Source organism: Neorhizobium lilium (assembly GCF_004053875.1).
GTDB classification, from domain to species: Bacteria; Pseudomonadota; Alphaproteobacteria; order Rhizobiales; family Rhizobiaceae; genus Neorhizobium; species Neorhizobium lilii.
On record NZ_SBIP01000004.1, the window covers coordinates 576,250 to 591,258 of the forward strand.

Annotated in this window: 21 protein-coding genes and 2 pseudogenes; 17 read left to right on the forward strand and 6 right to left on the reverse strand. The window is 61.9% G+C overall.

Annotation, left to right across the window (positions count from 1 at the left end):
- Positions 1-121: 121 nt before the first annotated feature.
- Positions 122-1,144 (forward strand): LLM class flavin-dependent oxidoreductase, encoded by a 1,023-nt coding sequence (locus EPK99_RS19750; RefSeq protein WP_128444791.1) that lies wholly within the window; start codon positions 122-124, stop codon positions 1,142-1,144.
- 19 nt (positions 1,145-1,163) lie between these two features.
- Here the strand turns inward: EPK99_RS19750 and EPK99_RS19755 are convergent, their stop codons facing one another.
- Positions 1,164-2,057: a LysR family transcriptional regulator gene (locus EPK99_RS19755; protein ID WP_128444792.1), complete on the reverse strand. Its 894-nt coding sequence runs from the start codon at positions 2,055-2,057 to the stop codon at positions 1,164-1,166.
- A gap of 100 nt (positions 2,058-2,157) precedes the next feature.
- Here EPK99_RS19755 and EPK99_RS19760 point away from each other — a divergent pair, with 100 nt between their 5' ends.
- A complete protein-coding gene (locus EPK99_RS19760) occupies positions 2,158-2,898 on the forward strand; it encodes an SDR family oxidoreductase (RefSeq protein ID WP_128444793.1) in 741 nt (246 codons plus the stop codon).
- A 29-nt stretch (positions 2,899-2,927) separates the two neighbouring features.
- Positions 2,928-3,146 carry a tautomerase family protein gene (locus tag EPK99_RS19765; RefSeq protein WP_128444794.1) on the forward strand — a complete coding sequence of 73 codons (219 nt, stop codon included), beginning with the start codon at positions 2,928-2,930 and terminating at the stop codon, positions 3,144-3,146.
- 112 nt (positions 3,147-3,258) lie between these two features.
- Here EPK99_RS19765 and EPK99_RS19770 read toward each other — a convergent pair whose 3' ends face one another.
- Positions 3,259-3,546 carry a hypothetical protein gene (locus tag EPK99_RS19770; protein ID WP_128444795.1) on the reverse strand — a complete coding sequence of 96 codons (288 nt, stop codon included), beginning with the start codon at positions 3,544-3,546 and terminating at the stop codon, positions 3,259-3,261.
- 128 nt (positions 3,547-3,674) lie between these two features.
- Positions 3,675-3,845: a hypothetical protein gene (locus EPK99_RS25360; RefSeq protein ID WP_164901822.1), complete on the reverse strand. Its 171-nt coding sequence runs from the start codon at positions 3,843-3,845 to the stop codon at positions 3,675-3,677.
- A gap of 183 nt (positions 3,846-4,028) precedes the next feature.
- On the opposite strand from EPK99_RS25360, the gene EPK99_RS19775 reads away from it, so the two are divergent.
- The 3 genes from EPK99_RS19775 (at position 4,029) to EPK99_RS25365 (ending at position 5,870) form a co-directional block, all read left to right on the forward strand.
- Positions 4,029-4,727: a phosphatidylserine decarboxylase gene (locus tag EPK99_RS19775; RefSeq protein ID WP_128445018.1), complete on the forward strand. Its 699-nt coding sequence runs from the start codon at positions 4,029-4,031 to the stop codon at positions 4,725-4,727.
- 12 nt (positions 4,728-4,739) lie between these two features.
- On the forward strand, positions 4,740-5,558 hold the full coding sequence (pssA, locus tag EPK99_RS19780; protein WP_128444796.1) for a CDP-diacylglycerol--serine O-phosphatidyltransferase: 819 nt from the start codon (positions 4,740-4,742) through the stop codon (positions 5,556-5,558).
- A 174-nt stretch (positions 5,559-5,732) separates the two neighbouring features.
- The gene (locus tag EPK99_RS25365; protein WP_164901823.1) at positions 5,733-5,870 is read left to right on the forward strand and encodes a hypothetical protein; all 138 of its coding nucleotides are present in this window, start codon (positions 5,733-5,735) and stop codon (positions 5,868-5,870) included.
- 5 nt (positions 5,871-5,875) lie between these two features.
- On the opposite strand, the gene EPK99_RS19785 is transcribed toward EPK99_RS25365, so the two are convergent.
- From EPK99_RS19785 to EPK99_RS19795, 3 genes are all read right to left on the reverse strand, one after another.
- A complete protein-coding gene (locus EPK99_RS19785; protein ID WP_128444797.1) occupies positions 5,876-6,499 on the reverse strand; it encodes a LysE/ArgO family amino acid transporter in 624 nt (207 codons plus the stop codon).
- Positions 6,500-6,521: 22 nt separating this feature from the next.
- Positions 6,522-7,289, reverse strand: coding sequence for an SOS response-associated peptidase (locus tag EPK99_RS19790; RefSeq protein ID WP_128444798.1), 768 nt, complete (start codon positions 7,287-7,289; stop codon positions 6,522-6,524).
- Between the two features lie 65 nt (positions 7,290-7,354).
- Positions 7,355-7,681 (reverse strand): YnfA family protein, encoded by a 327-nt coding sequence (locus EPK99_RS19795; RefSeq protein WP_128444799.1) that lies wholly within the window; start codon positions 7,679-7,681, stop codon positions 7,355-7,357.
- A gap of 142 nt (positions 7,682-7,823) precedes the next feature.
- On the opposite strand from EPK99_RS19795, the pseudogene EPK99_RS25760 reads away from it, so the two are divergent.
- The 11 genes and pseudogenes from EPK99_RS25760 (at position 7,824) to EPK99_RS19850 (ending at position 15,009) form a co-directional block, all read left to right on the forward strand.
- A pseudogene (locus EPK99_RS25760) lies at positions 7,824-8,101 on the forward strand (type II toxin-antitoxin system RelE/ParE family toxin).
- A 23-nt stretch (positions 8,102-8,124) separates the two neighbouring features.
- On the forward strand, positions 8,125-8,433 hold the full coding sequence (locus EPK99_RS19805) for a HigA family addiction module antitoxin (protein WP_128444800.1): 309 nt from the start codon (positions 8,125-8,127) through the stop codon (positions 8,431-8,433).
- Positions 8,434-8,448: 15 nt separating this feature from the next.
- A complete protein-coding gene (locus EPK99_RS19810; RefSeq protein WP_128444801.1) occupies positions 8,449-8,874 on the forward strand; it encodes an NUDIX hydrolase in 426 nt (141 codons plus the stop codon).
- 33 nt (positions 8,875-8,907) lie between these two features.
- A complete protein-coding gene (locus EPK99_RS19815; RefSeq protein ID WP_128444802.1) occupies positions 8,908-9,348 on the forward strand; it encodes a TIGR02301 family protein in 441 nt (146 codons plus the stop codon).
- Between the two features lie 98 nt (positions 9,349-9,446).
- Positions 9,447-9,704 (forward strand): hypothetical protein, encoded by a 258-nt coding sequence (locus tag EPK99_RS19820; RefSeq protein WP_128444803.1) that lies wholly within the window; start codon positions 9,447-9,449, stop codon positions 9,702-9,704.
- A gap of 16 nt (positions 9,705-9,720) precedes the next feature.
- The gene (locus EPK99_RS19825; protein ID WP_128444804.1) at positions 9,721-10,506 is read left to right on the forward strand and encodes a hypothetical protein; all 786 of its coding nucleotides are present in this window, start codon (positions 9,721-9,723) and stop codon (positions 10,504-10,506) included.
- 117 nt (positions 10,507-10,623) lie between these two features.
- Positions 10,624-11,484: a CAF17-like 4Fe-4S cluster assembly/insertion protein YgfZ gene (gene ygfZ / locus EPK99_RS19830; protein WP_128445019.1), complete on the forward strand. Its 861-nt coding sequence runs from the start codon at positions 10,624-10,626 to the stop codon at positions 11,482-11,484.
- An 8-nt stretch (positions 11,485-11,492) separates the two neighbouring features.
- Positions 11,493-12,101, forward strand: a complete 609-nt coding sequence (locus EPK99_RS19835) for a YfbR-like 5'-deoxynucleotidase (RefSeq protein ID WP_128445020.1) — start codon at positions 11,493-11,495, stop codon at positions 12,099-12,101.
- Positions 12,098-12,622: a tyrosine phosphatase family protein gene (locus EPK99_RS19840; protein WP_128444805.1), complete on the forward strand. Its 525-nt coding sequence runs from the start codon at positions 12,098-12,100 to the stop codon at positions 12,620-12,622. Before EPK99_RS19835 ends, EPK99_RS19840 begins: the two co-directional genes overlap by 4 nt.
- Positions 12,623-12,737: 115 nt before the next feature.
- The gene (locus EPK99_RS19845) at positions 12,738-13,562 is read left to right on the forward strand and encodes a mechanosensitive ion channel family protein (protein WP_128444806.1); all 825 of its coding nucleotides are present in this window, start codon (positions 12,738-12,740) and stop codon (positions 13,560-13,562) included.
- 509 nt (positions 13,563-14,071) lie between these two features.
- Positions 14,072-15,009: pseudogene (locus EPK99_RS19850) on the forward strand (IS110 family transposase).

Here is a 15,009-nt window from a genome sequence, read left to right on the forward strand (position 1 = left end):
CTGCCCTAAGGCTTCTATGATCTCCTGTGAGCTTAAGGACGCACTGTTCACCGGCTGGCATCTGTAAGTGCAAGAGATGGCATGCCATCTGAGTGCCAAGTAAATTCTGGAGTGGTTCATTATGAAAAAGATCGGTTTTCTCTCCTTCGGGCACTGGAACCCCTCGCCGCAGTCGCAGGCGCGTTCGGCTGCGGACGTCCTCTTGCAGTCGATCGATCTGGCGGTCGCCGCCGAGGAACTCGGCGCGGACGGCGCCTATTTCCGCGTCCACCATTTTGCCCGGCAGCTTGCCTCGCCCTTCCCGCTTCTCGCAGCCGTCGGCTCCAGGACGAAACGGATCGAGATCGGCACCGGCGTCATCGACATGCGCTATGAGAACCCGCTCTACATGGCGGAGGATGCGGGTGCCGCCGACATCATATCAGGCGGTCGCCTACAACTCGGCATCAGCCGTGGCTCGCCCGAGCAGGTGATCGAGGGCTATCGCCATTTCGGCTACCAGCCGGCGGAAGGCGAAAGCGATGCGGACATGGGCCGCCGCCATGCGGAAGTCTTTTACGACGTCCTGCGCGGCGAGGGTTTCGCCAAGCCCAATCCACGGCCGATGTTTCCGAACCCGCCCGGTCTCATCCGGCTGGAGCCGCATTCGGAAGGCCTGCGCGACCGCATCTGGTGGGGTTCGGGCTCCAACAGCACCGCCGTCTGGGCTGCCAAGCTTGGCATGAACCTGCAGAGCTCGACGCTGAAGGACAATGAGACGGGCGAGCCCTTCCATGTGCAGCAGGCCAAGCAGATCCGTATCTTCCGCGAAGCCTGGACCGAAGCAGGCCACACGCGCACGCCACGCGTTTCGGTCAGCCGCAGCATATTCGCGCTGATGAACGACATGGACCGCGCTTATTTCGCCGGCAGCGGCGAGAGTAAGGATGCGATCGGCTTCATCGACGCGCAGACTCAAGCGATCTTCGGTCGTTCCTATGCCGCGGAGCCGGACAAGCTGATCGAGCAGCTGAAGGCGGACGAGGCTATCGCAGAAGCCGACACGCTGCTGCTGACCGTGCCGAACCAGCTGGGCGTCGAGTACAATGTCCATGTGATCGAGAGCATTTTGAAGCACGTGGCGCCGGCCCTCGGCTGGCGCTAATCCCCGACAAGACTGCCGGTCAAAGCCGCGCCTCCGCAAAAACCTGAACCAGCCAGTTGAGGAAAACGCGCAGGCGCGGCGATAGCTGCCGGTTCTGAGGGTAGAGCACCGACAGCGGCGTTGGCGTTGGTGGAAAGTCCTTCAGGACCTCCACCAACCGACCCGCCTCGATATCCGGCTGCAGCCGGTAACGCGGTGCCTGGATGAGCCCCAGGCCCAGCCGCGCCATGTCGTGGATGGTATCCGAATGGTTGGCGGCGACCCGGCTCGGCAAAGTGATTTCCCGCACGCTCCCGCCGATCGTGAATTCCAGCGGCATGACATTGCCCGTCCGGGAAGAGACGAAGCCGACCATGAGGTGGCCCTCCAGCGCGTCCGGCGTTTCGGGCGTGCCGTGGGCGGCAAGGTAGGCCGGGCTGGCGCAGGTGATTTCCTCCATCGTCGCCAGCCGCCTTACGATCATGCCGCTATCTGCAAGTTCGCCCGCACGAATGGCGCAATCCACCCCCTCCCGCACCAGATCCACCAGCCGATCGCCCTGCCCGAACTGGATGTCCACCTGTGGATAGAGGGCCAGGAATTCCGGCAGGCGCGGCAGCAGGAAGGTTCGCGTCTGGAGCACATTGGCGTCTATGCGCAAGAGCCCGCGGGGCTTGGGATCGCGGAACACGGTTTCCGCATCATCCACCTCGGAAAGGATCGCCAGGCAGCGATCATAGAAGGCTTGCCCGTCCAAGGTCGGACGAACATGGCGCGTGGTGCGCTCCAGGAGACGGGCACCGAGATCCGCCTCCAGCTGCTTGATGGCTTCCGTGACGGTGGAACGGGCAAGGCCAAGATCGCCCGCAGCGGCCGTGAAGCTGCTGCGTTCCACCACGCGGACAAAGAGCTGCATGCGATCAAGTCGGTCCATCAGAACTGTTCATCACAGACGAACAGATATGTCAAAATTTGCGGAATTGTTTCGATGGACCGATGCAGTATCTTCTGCCCATACAAACAAGGAGCGAGCCATGGAAGATCATCAACAACGTGTTGCCATCGTCACGGGAGCCTCCAAGGGAATCGGCGCGGCGATCGCCAGACGGCTGGCGACGGACGGAATCGCCGTCGTCGTCAACTACTCCCGCGGACGCGAGGCGGCCGATGAGGTCGTCCGGTCCATCGAGGCTGCCGGTGGCAAGGCTGTCGCGGCGGGTGCCGATATCGGCAGCCCGGACGGGATACCATCCCTGTTCCAGGCGGCGGAAGAGGCGTTCGGCGGCGCCGACATTCTCGTCAACAATGCCGGCATCATGAGTCTTGCGCCGATTGCGGACGTCACGGACGAGCAGTTCGAGACCATGGTATCCGTCAACCTCGGCGGCGTGTTCCGCGGCCTGCGGGAAGGTGCGAGGCGACTTCGCCAGGGCGGCCGCATCATCAGCTTTTCCTCCAGCGTGGTCGGGATGTACCAGCCAAACTACGGGGTCTATGCCGCCACCAAGGCAGCGGTCGAAGCCATGACGCATGTGCTGGCCAAGGAACTGGGGCCGCGCGGAATTACCGTCAATGTGGTGGCGCCCGGCCCTGTGGAAACGGACCTCTTCATGACCGGCAAGAGCGAAGCCCAGCTGAAGGCCATCATCGGCGCGAACCCCTTCGGTCGTCTGGGCCAGCCGGACGATATTTCGGGTCTCGTGTCCTTCCTCGCCGGCCCCGACAGCGGTTGGGTGAGCGGGCAGGTCATCCGCGCCAATGGCGGGATACTTTAACGAACTGACAACCCAAAGGAGACAAACCCATGCCATTTGCCAATTTCAAGCTTCCGGAAGGCGCGCTCACCAAGGCGCAGAAGGAAGAACTTATTCACAAGACCACGCAGATGCTGGTGGACTATCTCAGCGAAGCGGCACGGCCGCACACCATGGTGCTGATCGAGACCGTTCCTGACGGCGGTTATGGCCGTGCGGACGAGGTGTTCACCATTCCCGAGGCCTACCGGGCCGGGGACCTCGCCTGAGCCATGGATCTTCCGGCAAAAGCCGCTCGCGGCTTTCCAGACAAAGCAATGCCGCCGCCCCGGTCTTGAGCCAGGGCGGCGGCATCTCTTATCGGTTCATGCTACCGACATATCAGTAGCGGTAGTAACCGGGCGGTGGCGGACGGTGCATGTGTCCACGCGGACCGTCCCAACGGGGCGGAGGCCGATGCCAACGCGGCGGGGGCGGTGGCGGACGGCGCCAGCCGCCGTAAGGCACGCAATCGCCGCGGCGATTAAGGTGCCATCCACGACCGCAGGGGTAGTCCACCTTCACGATAAGATCAGGTGCCTTGACGCTGGTGACGGGCATTGCCTGCGCAGCAGTGCCGCCGATGAATCCGCTCGCGGCAATGGCGGCTGCGATAATCAGATTTCTCATATATGTTCCTCCTTAAAGGCAAGCAGACGATAGGCCGCAGGCGATGAACGAAAGCTGAATCCCGGCCTCAGTTCATGTTCATCGAAATCATCCATCGCCTTTGTACACATACGGCTTTTGCAGTGATCTCAGGAGCTGCCGACCATTGCCCATATGCCGATGCCCGCATAGAGCATGAAGGCGAAGATGGCGACGCCGGCAATGATGATGATGCCGATGCGGCCAGCTTTCAGCTGCTTCTTCTGATGCGCCGCCGACGTACCTGGCTTCTGGATCGGATCTCTTTCATTGGCTTGCATAATGATCTCCCTTGTACGGCTGCCCGCCGAACAGAGCCGGCGGGCTGCGGTTCCATTTTCACCCGCCGCCTTGTCCCCCCGCCCCCTCCGTTGCGCGCGTGATGCCGCAGATGCGGAACCGCATTGCCGCAAATGCGGTTTCCTTGTAGTCAGTCGGCGCTGAACATCAGGAGAAAACGGTTGATCAATCTTTTCGACACCATCCGCAACACGCTCGTGCCGATCCACAAGGAAGGCTATGTCTTCGTTGCCGCCTTCTTCATCGTGTCCCTGATCCTCGGCTATTTCGCCGAGCCGCTGTTCTGGATCGGCCTCGTGCTGACGCTATGGTGCGCCTATTTCTTCCGCGATCCGGAACGGGTCGTGCCACAGGATGACGACCTTATCCTCAGCCCCGCCGATGGCCGCATCAGCCATGTCGCCGTAGTGGTTCCGCCACCGGAACTGCAGCTGGGTTCTGTGCCGATGCTGCGCATTTCCGTCTTCATGAACGTCTTCGACTGCCACATCAACCGCTCGCCGGTACGTGGCCAGGTGACGCGCATCGAGTATCGCGCCGGCCAGTTCATCAATGCTGAGCTGGACAAGGCCAGCTCCGACAACGAGCGCAATGGCCTGGTGATCGAAACCCGCCACGGCCAGGTTGGCGTCGTCCAGATCGCCGGGCTCGTCGCCCGCCGCATTCTCTGCTGGGCCAAGCCAACCGAGCCGCTCAATGCCGGGGAACGCTTCGGTCTCATCCGTTTCGGCTCGCGCCTTGATGTCTTCGTACCCGCCGGTGGGCAGCCGCGTGTATCGGTCGGCCAGCGCGCCGTTGGCGGCGAAACCGTTCTTGCCGAGTTCGGATCGCCAAAAGGCCCCACGATCAGCCGCCGGACCTGAAGGACCAAACCCATGGAAACGCCGATCCCGCCCGCCGACCCTGCCCGTCCCAAGGATGAAGCCCGAGGACCGCGGCTTCGCGAGATCCCGCTGCGGCTGATGGTGCCGAACCTCATCACGGTTCTGGCCATTTGTGCGGGCTTGACCGGCATTCGCCTCGCCTTCGAAGGTCGCTACGAGCTGGCCGTTGCCATGGTGCTGCTTGCCGCCTTTCTGGACGGTATCGACGGACGGGTGGCGCGGCTTCTCAAGGCCACATCCAAGTTTGGCGTCCAGATGGATTCGCTGGCGGACATCATCAACTTCGGCGTGGCGCCGGCTCTCGTCTCCTATGCTTTCCTGCTGCACAATGCCCGCTCGATCGGCTGGATCGCAGCCCTACTCTACGCCATTGCCGCGGGCCTGAGGCTCGCCCGCTTCAACGTCATGGCGGAGCAGGAAGTCAAGGCTCCCTGGCAGTCGGAATTCTTCGTCGGCGTCCCGGCCCCCATGGGGGCCATGCTGATGCTGCTGCCTGTTTATCTCGGCTTCATCGGCGTCGATCCCTCGCCTGTGTTCGTCTATGCCAGTGTCGCCTATACGGTGGTGATCGGCTATCTGCTCGCTTCCCGGCTGCCGGTATGGTCCGGCAAGGCCAGCCGCATCCGCCGCGACCTGATGTTTCCTATCCTGCTCGGTGTCGTGCTCTATGTGGCGTTGCTGATGAGCTATACGTGGGAAGTGCTCTCGGTGACCGTTGTCGGATACCTCTTCGTGCTGCCCTTCAGCGCACGCGCCTGGCATCGCCGCTACGGCACGATTACAATCGAAGATGATCGTACGCATGTCTGAACGCCCAAAAAACGCGTAAACTGCAACTTACGCGCAACAGTTTCCCGCAAGATGACGATTCCATGATCGGACGTAAGTCCCGGCGGCTTGTCTAGCCACTATTCCGCCCGCTTTAATGGCGACAGCGGGACTGTAGACGACAAAACATTGAATCGTGCGTGAGAGGAGACAGACATGAGCACCGAGACATCCGCCAAGAAGATCGAACTCAAGCCGGAACAGAGCACACCTTATCGTCCGCTCGGACTGAAGGCCGTTGCCGCCGCCGCCATGATGCTGCAGCGCAAGCCCAAGCTTAGCCCCGCCGGCTAACCGCTTCATCCGCCGCGCAGGAAGCTTACCATTAGACCGAGCGCGAGCATGCTCATGACGATGCCGATCAGGACATCCAGGATCCGCCATGCGGCGGGCCTGGCGAAGACAGGCGCCAGGAACCTCGCGCCGTAGCCGAGGCCGAAGAACCAGGCAAAGGATGCGGTCGCCGCACCCAGCCCGTATGCCGCGCGCTCTGCCCCGTGATAAGCGGCCGACAGGCTCCCCAGCAGTACGACAGTATCCAGATAGACATGCGGGTTCAGGAACGTGAAGGCGAGGCAGGCCAGCACTGCCGGCTTCAACGCCATGCTTTCCGGCGCGCCTGCCACCAGAACTCCGGGCTTTGCCGCTCGACGAAATGCCATGACGGCGTAGGTGCCGAGGAAGAGCGCTCCACCCAGCGTGACCGCTGAAATCAGCAATGGCGATTGGGATATCACCGTGCCCAGACCACCGACGCCCGCGGCGATCAGCAAGGCATCGGACAGCGCACAGATGAAACACAGCACGAAGACGTGGCTGCGGATCAGGCCCTGGCGCAGGATGAAGGCGTTCTGGGCGCCAATCGCGATGATGAGCGAGCCACCCAGGGCAAAGCCGGAAAAGGCAGCAGACAAGAGGTTCATGGACTATCCAAAAGGGTAAAAGCTAGAAAAGCGACATCTGCCGTATGTCGGGCCCCGGCTTCGGCGGCTTCTCTTCCGGTATCGCCACCGCCACTGGCTTTTGCACGTCCGGCCCCATGTTGGCGACCTTGTTGACCAGATCGGATACCGGCACCGCCTCGAAAAAATCCTCCTGCACCGGCCGCATCAGATCGGCCACATCGCGCGGCTCCTGCGTCTTGCAGTCCAGCCAGCGCTCGAAATCCTGCGGCTGGATGACCACAGGCATGCGCTCGTGAATGGGGCGGAAGGCGGCAGTGGCGGCGCTGGTCAGGATGGCGGCGGTATCGACCTCCGAGCCATCGGCCGAGGCCCATGTTTCCATCAACCCGGCGAAGGCGATGACGCCGCCCTGCTTCGGTCGGACCCAGTAGGCCTGCGGGTTGACGCCGCTTTCCTTGGGCGGGCGGCGCCATTCATAGAAGCCGGAGGCTGGAACGAGAATGCGGCGATGGCGCATGGCAGCCTTGAAAGATGCCTTGCCGGCCGCGGTTTCGGCCCGGGCATTGAAAAGCAGCGGAAATTCCTTGGGGTCCTTGACCCAGCCAGGAATGAGCCCCCAGCGGGCGAGAAAGGCGCGCCGTGGCGGCAGGTTGCTGCCGGGCTCGCGCTTGTCCGAGGCCATGACCACGAGGATCGGCTGCGTCGGCGCGATGTTGAACCGGGCCGGAAAGTCATCCTCGAAATCGACGACGCCGAGGAAGTTGAGAACCTCCTCCCGCGTTGCCATCAGCGCATAGCGACCACACATCTGCTCGTCATCGCACCCGATTTCCAACGCGTCAAGCGACCTCGCAGGCCTATACGCACCACCATCTATGCCGACCTCGGGCCAAAGAGAATGATGGCGCCGCCCACCAGACACACGGCCGCGCCGATGACGTCCCAGCGGTCAGGCATACGCGCCTCAACTGTCCAGAGCCAGACGATCGAAGCGACGATGTAGATCGCGCCATAGGCTGCATATGTGCGGCCCGCAGCCTCTCCCGGCACGAACGCCAGCGCAGAGGCGAACAGCATCATCGAGCCGAGGCCCGGGATCAGCCACCAGATCGACTTGTCCAGCCGCCACCAAGCCCAGAAGGCGTAACAACCGGCGATTTCCGCCACAGCCGCGAGAAGGTAGAGGGGATAGGTTTTCATTGAGGATACGCCACAACAGTCATCGAAGCGGACTCTGGCATAACTAGCGCATGTGAACCAGCCTCGTCCAAGCAACCTCGCGCGTAAGCTGTTGGCTTACAAAACCTTTGACATACCGTAAGCAGGATGCTTACATCGCGTGATGATAAAGTCATTCAGGAGCAAGGCCCTCGCGGCCCTGTTCGAGACGGGCAAAACCGGAAAAATCGACGCAAGGATGCACAAGCGCATTTTTCTGCGGCTTGACCGTCTGGAGATTGCCGAGCGCGCTGAAGACATGAACTTGCCGGGTTTCGACTTCCATTCCTTCTTGGGTTTGATCCCACGCGCTACAGTGTTCACGTCAACGGTCCCTGGTGCATTACCTTCGAATTCGACGGCAAGAACGCCGCCCGCGTTGATTTCGAGCAATATCATTGACGCGGCAGATTGGGAGCAAAGCGATGGTAGATCACGAAGTCAGAAGGCCTATCCAGAGGTGCCCGTCCCATCCCGGCGCGCTGCTCGAAGATATCATCCCTGCGACAGGCAAGACCAAGGTGGAGATCGCCGAGCTTCTCGGCATTTCGCGCCAGCACCTCTACGACATCCTGAGGGAGCGCAAGCCAGTTTCACCCAACGTGGCTGCTCGTCTGGGCAAGATGTTCGGCGACGGCGCCGCTATATGGCTGCGCATGCAAGCGTCTCACGATGCCTGGTGCGCGGAACGCGATACCGATGTCAGCAATATTCCGACACTAAGCGCCGCATAGGAATCTCCTCAGCAGATGGAGCACAGCATACCCACCCCGCAACCGGCTTCTTCCGCCATTCTCGAGCGCGACGGGAGGTTTCTGCTGATCCGGCGGATCAACCCACCATCCGCCGATCTCTTCGCCTTTCCGGGTGGCAGGGCGGAGCCTGACGAGACGCCGGCCGAAACCGCAATACGCGAGTTTCTGGAGGAGACCGGCATTGCGGTGCGCAATCCCATGCTGTTTGCCACCTATGACCTTCCGGGGGAGAAGGACGACAGCCGGCACTTCTTCCTGTCCGTGTTCACGGTGGAGGCGGATACAGAGAGCCTGGCAGTTGCAGCAGACGATGCGGCGGAAGCCGGCTGGTACACAGTGGACGAGATCCGCAGCCTGCCAGTGCCGCCAAGCGTCCTGGAATGCGCGGAAAGACTGGCAGCAATGCGCAATGGCGGGTAAGACAGCGTTTCCTGCCGTTTCGAGACGCCCCGAATGATCGTGTTGCGCCTGCTCTTTCTCGTCCTTATCGCTGCGCTGGCGACGGCCATGCCCATGGCTGAGGGCTGGGCGCAGTCGAAGAAGCAACAGCAGGCAGCGCCGCCGCCTCCCCCGCCGCCGGTCGAAGACAAGCCTGCCCCTTACGATACGCAACTCAACCGGCTTGCCGAAGTGCTAGGATCGATCAGTTATCTGCGGATGCTATGCGGAGCCCAACGGGAAGATTGGCGCGATGCGATGCGGCAGTTCCTCGATGCCGATACTGCCAATGAACCCAAGCGGCGCGAGAAACTGACCGCCGCATACAATCGCGGTTATAGGTCCTTTGCCGCCGTGCATACCGCCTGCACGCCGGCTGCGCAGACGGCTGCCGAGCGCTACCGTAACGAAGGTGCAACACTCGCGACAGAAATTACCAGCAGGTTTGGAAATTAGAGGATTATTTACCTCTTTTCGCAGGAAGCCGTGTCGTTTCGCTAAAAGGCTGATAGTGTTCTTAACGGCTCAGTAATGAAACCGGCAGGGAATGAAACATGCAGTCAGGCCTTAACGACATCGACGACATGATCGTACATGAGAAGATGCAGGCTGCATTGGAATACCAAACGGAAGCTTGGGCTGACGGGCGTGCAGACGGTATCGAGCCTGAGATCATCGCCGATGCGGCTATCGCCTTTGCCATGCGCGAAACCATTCGGGTACGGGGCGAATCAGGCGCGGAAGAGCTGCTTGAATCGCTTCGCGAACGCATGCTCGCAGGTGAATTCTCTCCGGAACGCAAGATTCAATAGCCGCGGAGATCTGCCGATGCGACAGGCCATCCGTTCGGGACAAGGTTCCTCGGCGTCGTTGCGCGCGTTGTGCCTTGCCACCACCGTCATCCTTTCCGTTTCCGCGGCCGGCGCAGCACAGGCGACCAGTCCAACCGGAGCAGAGAGACCTGTCCAATCCGATGCCGCCCAGGGCCCGAAGAGTGACGGTCCCAAAAGCGATGGTCAATTGCAGCAGGCGCTGGACAGTACGCTGCCTCAGCCCGCGCCCGCCATCGACCGGCCCAGCACGGCGACCACTCCCGATACCGCACCCGCTGTCCCCGGCAATTCAGGCGATGGAAATATTCCGGACGGACCAAGCGAGATCATCCGCGACATGTCGGCGCTTCCGGCGCCCGTCAAGAAGATGCGCGACCAGCTGATAGAGGCTGCAGCCTCCGGCGATGTGGAGCGACTGCGGGCACTGGTCGGCACCGGCGCCAACCAGACGCTGGTCATGAACAGCGACGGCGACGATCCGGTCGATACGCTGAAGACCTTTTCCGGCGATCCTGACGGGCAGGAAATCCTCGCCATCATGATCGATATCCTTTCGACCGGCGCTGCACGCTTCGATGCCGGCAAGCCGGACGAGGTTTATGTCTGGCCCTATTTCGTGGCCAAAAATGTCGAGAGCCTGACGCCGCCTGAACGTGTCGATCTGTTGCGCATCGTCACCGCGGGCGACCTGATCGGCATGCAGGAAAACGGCAATTACAATTTCTACCGGATCGGCATCACCCCGAACGGGCAGTGGAAGTTCCTCACCGGCGGCGATTGACCCTGCGGACAAGAGCACCAGCCGACGCATGTCCCCATGCTCAATCGCGCTCACCGTCTTGTCCTGTTCGTCGCCAAGGCATAAATGTCAGAGCCCGACGAGCAACCGGACGAGCTCATGCCATTTGCCTATCTCCCTTCGCGAAGCCTGGTCCGCATCTCCGGAAAGGATGCGCAGGACTTCCTGCAGAACCTGATCACCACCGATGTCGATGGACTGCCCGAGCGGGAGGCTCGGCCCGGCGCGCTGCTGACGCCGCAGGGCAAGATCCTGTTCGACTTCCTGATCTGGCGCAATGAAGATGGCTTCACGATCGAGACGGAGCTTGCGCAACGCGAAGCGCTGGTCCGCCGGCTGACCATGTACAAGCTTCGCGCCGCAGTGGAACTGGCAACCGGGGCAGACGGCGTCACCGTGTTCTGGGGCGAAGACGCAGAGCGCGGCCGCGTGAGAGACAGCGCTTTCGCCGGGGCGGGCATTGCGCTCAGCCGCGCAGCGGGCCAGCAAGACGCCGGCCTCGACCAACAGATCGACGGCGCGGAAGCAGCCTATCATGCGCTTCGCATACGCGCAGGCCTGCCGGTTTCCGGCGAGGATTTTGCCCTGCAGGACGCTTTTCCGCATGACCTGCTGTTCGACAAGAGTGGCGGCGTCTCCTTCCGCAAGGGCTGCTATGTGGGCCAGGAAGTGGTATCGCGCATGCAGCATCGCGGTACGGCAAGACGACGCACCGTTCTCGTTGCCGCGGAAACGCCGTTGCCCTCACCCGGCACGGAGATCATGGCCGGGGACAAGCCCGTCGGCACGCTCGGCTCCGTTCAGGGCACCCAGGGCCTCGCCATCGTCCGCATCGACCGGGTTGGCGACGCGCTGAGCCGCAGCCTGCCGCTTCTGGCCGCGGGCGTTTCCGTCGTGCTGACGCTGCCCGCCTGGAGCGGCCTTACCTTTCCGACCGAGGGCCAAGAGGCAGAGACGTGAGCGCAGCCATGACGGCCGGGGCCAGAGCCTGGCAGCGCATGCTGTCCGGCCGCCGTCTCGACCTGCTCGACCCGTCGCCGCTCGATGTGGAGATTACCGATATCGCCCATGGCCTCGCCCGCGTTGCACGGTGGAACGGCCAGACACGGGGAGATCATGCTTTCTCCGTTGCCCAGCACTGCCTCGTCGTGGAGGAGATCTTCACTCGGCTCGAAGAGAGCCCGGCGGAAGCGCGACAGATGGCTCTGCTGCATGACGCGCCGGAATATGTGATCGGCGACATGATCTCGCCCTTCAAGTCCGTGGTGGGCGGCGGCTACAAGGCGGTGGAACAGCGGCTGGAGGCGGCGATCCATCTCCGGTTTTCGCTTCCTGCCCATGCCAGCCGTGCACTGAAGACGCTGATCAAGAAGGCCGACACGATCGCCGCCTATTTCGAGGCGACGGAGCTTGCCGGCTTTTCGATGACGGAAGCGCGCAAGTTCTTCGGCCAGCCGCGCGGCATCACGCGGGAGATGCTGCCGATCGAACCCATGCCGGCGCTTGAGGCGCAACAACGCTTCCTAGACCGTTTCCATGCTCTTGAAGCCGAGCGGGCCGCCGGAGGGCGGGCATGAGCGCGATCATTGTCTGCCCCCTCTCCCACATCGCCGAACTCTCCGTTCGTCATGGCGCGCGCGACATGGTGAGCCTGATTGCCGAGAAGCAGAATTTTCACCGGCCGGGCGTCATTGCCGCGGAGCGACACCTGAAGCTCGCCATGAACGATATCGGCTTTGCCGGCGGTCATGGGCTGGTGGCACCGAGCGAGGCGCATGTGGAACGGCTGATCTCCTTCGTGCAGTCTTGGGACCAGTCGGCGCCCATGGTCATCCATTGCTGGATGGGTGTATCCCGCTCGCCGGCAGCGGCCGTCATCGCAGCTCTTTCGCTCCACCCCGACCAGAACGACGCCGCGCTGGCAGCGCGACTGCGCAAGGTCGCACCGCATGCGACGCCGAACAGCCGTTTGATCGAGATCGGCGACCAGATGCTGAACCGAAATGGCCGGCTCGTCGCCGCAATCAAGGCCATCGGCCGCGGCGCCGATACCGATGGCAGGGCGTCGTTCGTGCTGCCACTCATGGGCGCGACGTAAGTAAAAACCGCAAACATCTCAGCTGGTTATCCGAAACTGAAAAACCCTTTTATCCGCGCCTTGATCTCGCGGGCTGTTGCTCCAATTACGACCGCATCCCGGTTAAGGAAGCAGCATGGAACAGGCATCGAATATCGTCGTGGCGACACGCGCCGCGCTGGCGCAATTGACGGCTTTGGCCATCCAGTACTCGTTCTCGGCAATCGGCGCGATCATTCTGCTGGTCATAGGATGGCTGCTGGCTGGTTTCCTTAGCCGCTGGGCCCATAACGGCCTGTCGCGAATCCACGGCATAGATGCGACGCTTGCGCAGTTCTTCGCGAACATCATCCGTTACGCCATGCTGGTGCTGGTCATCATCATGGTGCTTGGCCAGTTCGGCGTACAGACCGCCTCCGTCCTCGCGGCACTCGGCGCTGCGGGTCTGGCCATCGGGCTTGCGCTCCAGGGCACGCTGCAGAACATCGCCGCCGGCATCATGCTTCTCGTGCTGCGGCCCTTCCGGGTTGGGGAAAGCATCGAGACCGGCAATATCAGCGGTACGATCGTCGATGTGGGCTTGTTCGCCACCGAATTGCGCACGGCCGACGGGGTCTACCGGATGGCGCCGAACTCGACGCTCTGGAACGTGCCGATCACCAATTACAGCCGCCACAAGACGCGGCGACATGAAATTACCGTCACGATCGGCAGCGGCGACGATGTAGAGGAGGCGCAGGCAAAGCTGATCAAGCTGGCCCAGGACGAGCCGCGCGTGACGAAGGCTCCTGCCCCCACCACCTACGTGGCCGATTTCGATGCTGGCAGCACCAAGGTGACGTTACGCTATTGGGCAACCAGCAGCGAATGGTGGGCGACCCATACTACGCTCACCAAGGCGACCAAGCTTGCCTTCGACAAGAAGCCGGACCCCACCCCATCCTCAGGCAGCGACGTATAATTCGGCCCAGCGGACCTGCCGCGGCGACGCGGTAGCAGGCCGGATGAGATGATGCACCTGAGCGACAGGCAACGGCGGATCCGGGTTTACGAGGAACCCAGATCCGCCGTTGGTTTTTTCCCATGATGAAAGCTATGCCCGACAACTAACCCGCCGGGCTTAGAGCGCTTCAGGGTTAAATGGAAACAGTTCTGTTGGCTCAAGCGGGAACAGATGTGAGGAGAGCGGCGCGGAAGCCTCGATTCTGACGGAAAATCTCTCCGGCACAACGATTCCATTTAGCCCTGAAGCGCTTGTCTTATGACTTTTGCTGCCGAACAGGCGAGAATGTACCGCTGCGAGAGGGTTGCCGCCCTCCCTCAGCGGCGAGGGTCGGATCGTTGAAACGCAGACCGCCATTCTTGCGAGTGCCGGGTCGAGTTAGAGTGTGATCGCCCTCGTCTTTCTCTTTGGTCCTGAACGGATACCCGGAGTTTAGCTCCGGACGACAAGCAGAGGACAAGCGAAAGATGACGGATATTACCATCGGCGCAGACATCTCGAAAGACCATATCGACCTGCACAGCCTGCCGGACGGTCAAACCTTGAGGGCGACCAACGACCGCAAAGGTTTGCGGCCATCATCCGATGGATCGGAGCCAGGAGTGTGGAGCGCATCGTCTATGAGCCCACCGGTCCCTATCACAAGGCCTTCGAGCGCTTCATGGCAGCAAACGGACTGCCGCTCTCCAAGGTCAATCCCCGCCTTGCCCGGCGTTTTGCAGAAGCGACCGGCAAGCTTGCCAAGACAGACAGGATCGATGCCGGACTGCTGGCCCGTTACGGCGCACTTCTTGAGCCGCGCCTCCTGCAGACCGACACGCAAATCCACAATGACTTGAAAGAACTGCATGTGGCGCGGCTGGCGCTCATCAAGGACAGGACCGCCGCCAAGAACAGGTCCAAGAACCTTTCCAGCCCGCTGCTGAAGAAACACAATGCCGACAGGCTCAGGCAGATCGAGCGGCAGGTCAAGGCGGTGGATGAGGCCATCATGGTGCTGATCGGCCAAGACGCGTTCCTCAAGGCCAGGTTCGACATCCTCGTCTCGATCCCCGGTGTATCGCAGATCACGGCCTTTACGCTTCTCATCGAAATGCCCGAACTGGGCGAGCTGGATGAGAAAGCAGTAGCCGCTCTATCGGGTCTTGCCCCCATGAGCCGCCAGTCCGGACGATGGACCGGCCGCGCCTCAATCGCCGGTGGAAGGGCCATCGTCCGGCAGGCGCTCTACATGCCAGCCCTCGTCGCATGCCGCTTCAACCCCGACCTCAAGGCGAAATATGACCAGCTGACCGCCACAGGAAAAGCGCCAAAGGTCGCCATTACAGCCGTCATGCGAAAGCTCATCGTGCTTGCAAACGCACTGCTGCGAAACAACCGAAAATGGACGCCAAAACCAGCTTGA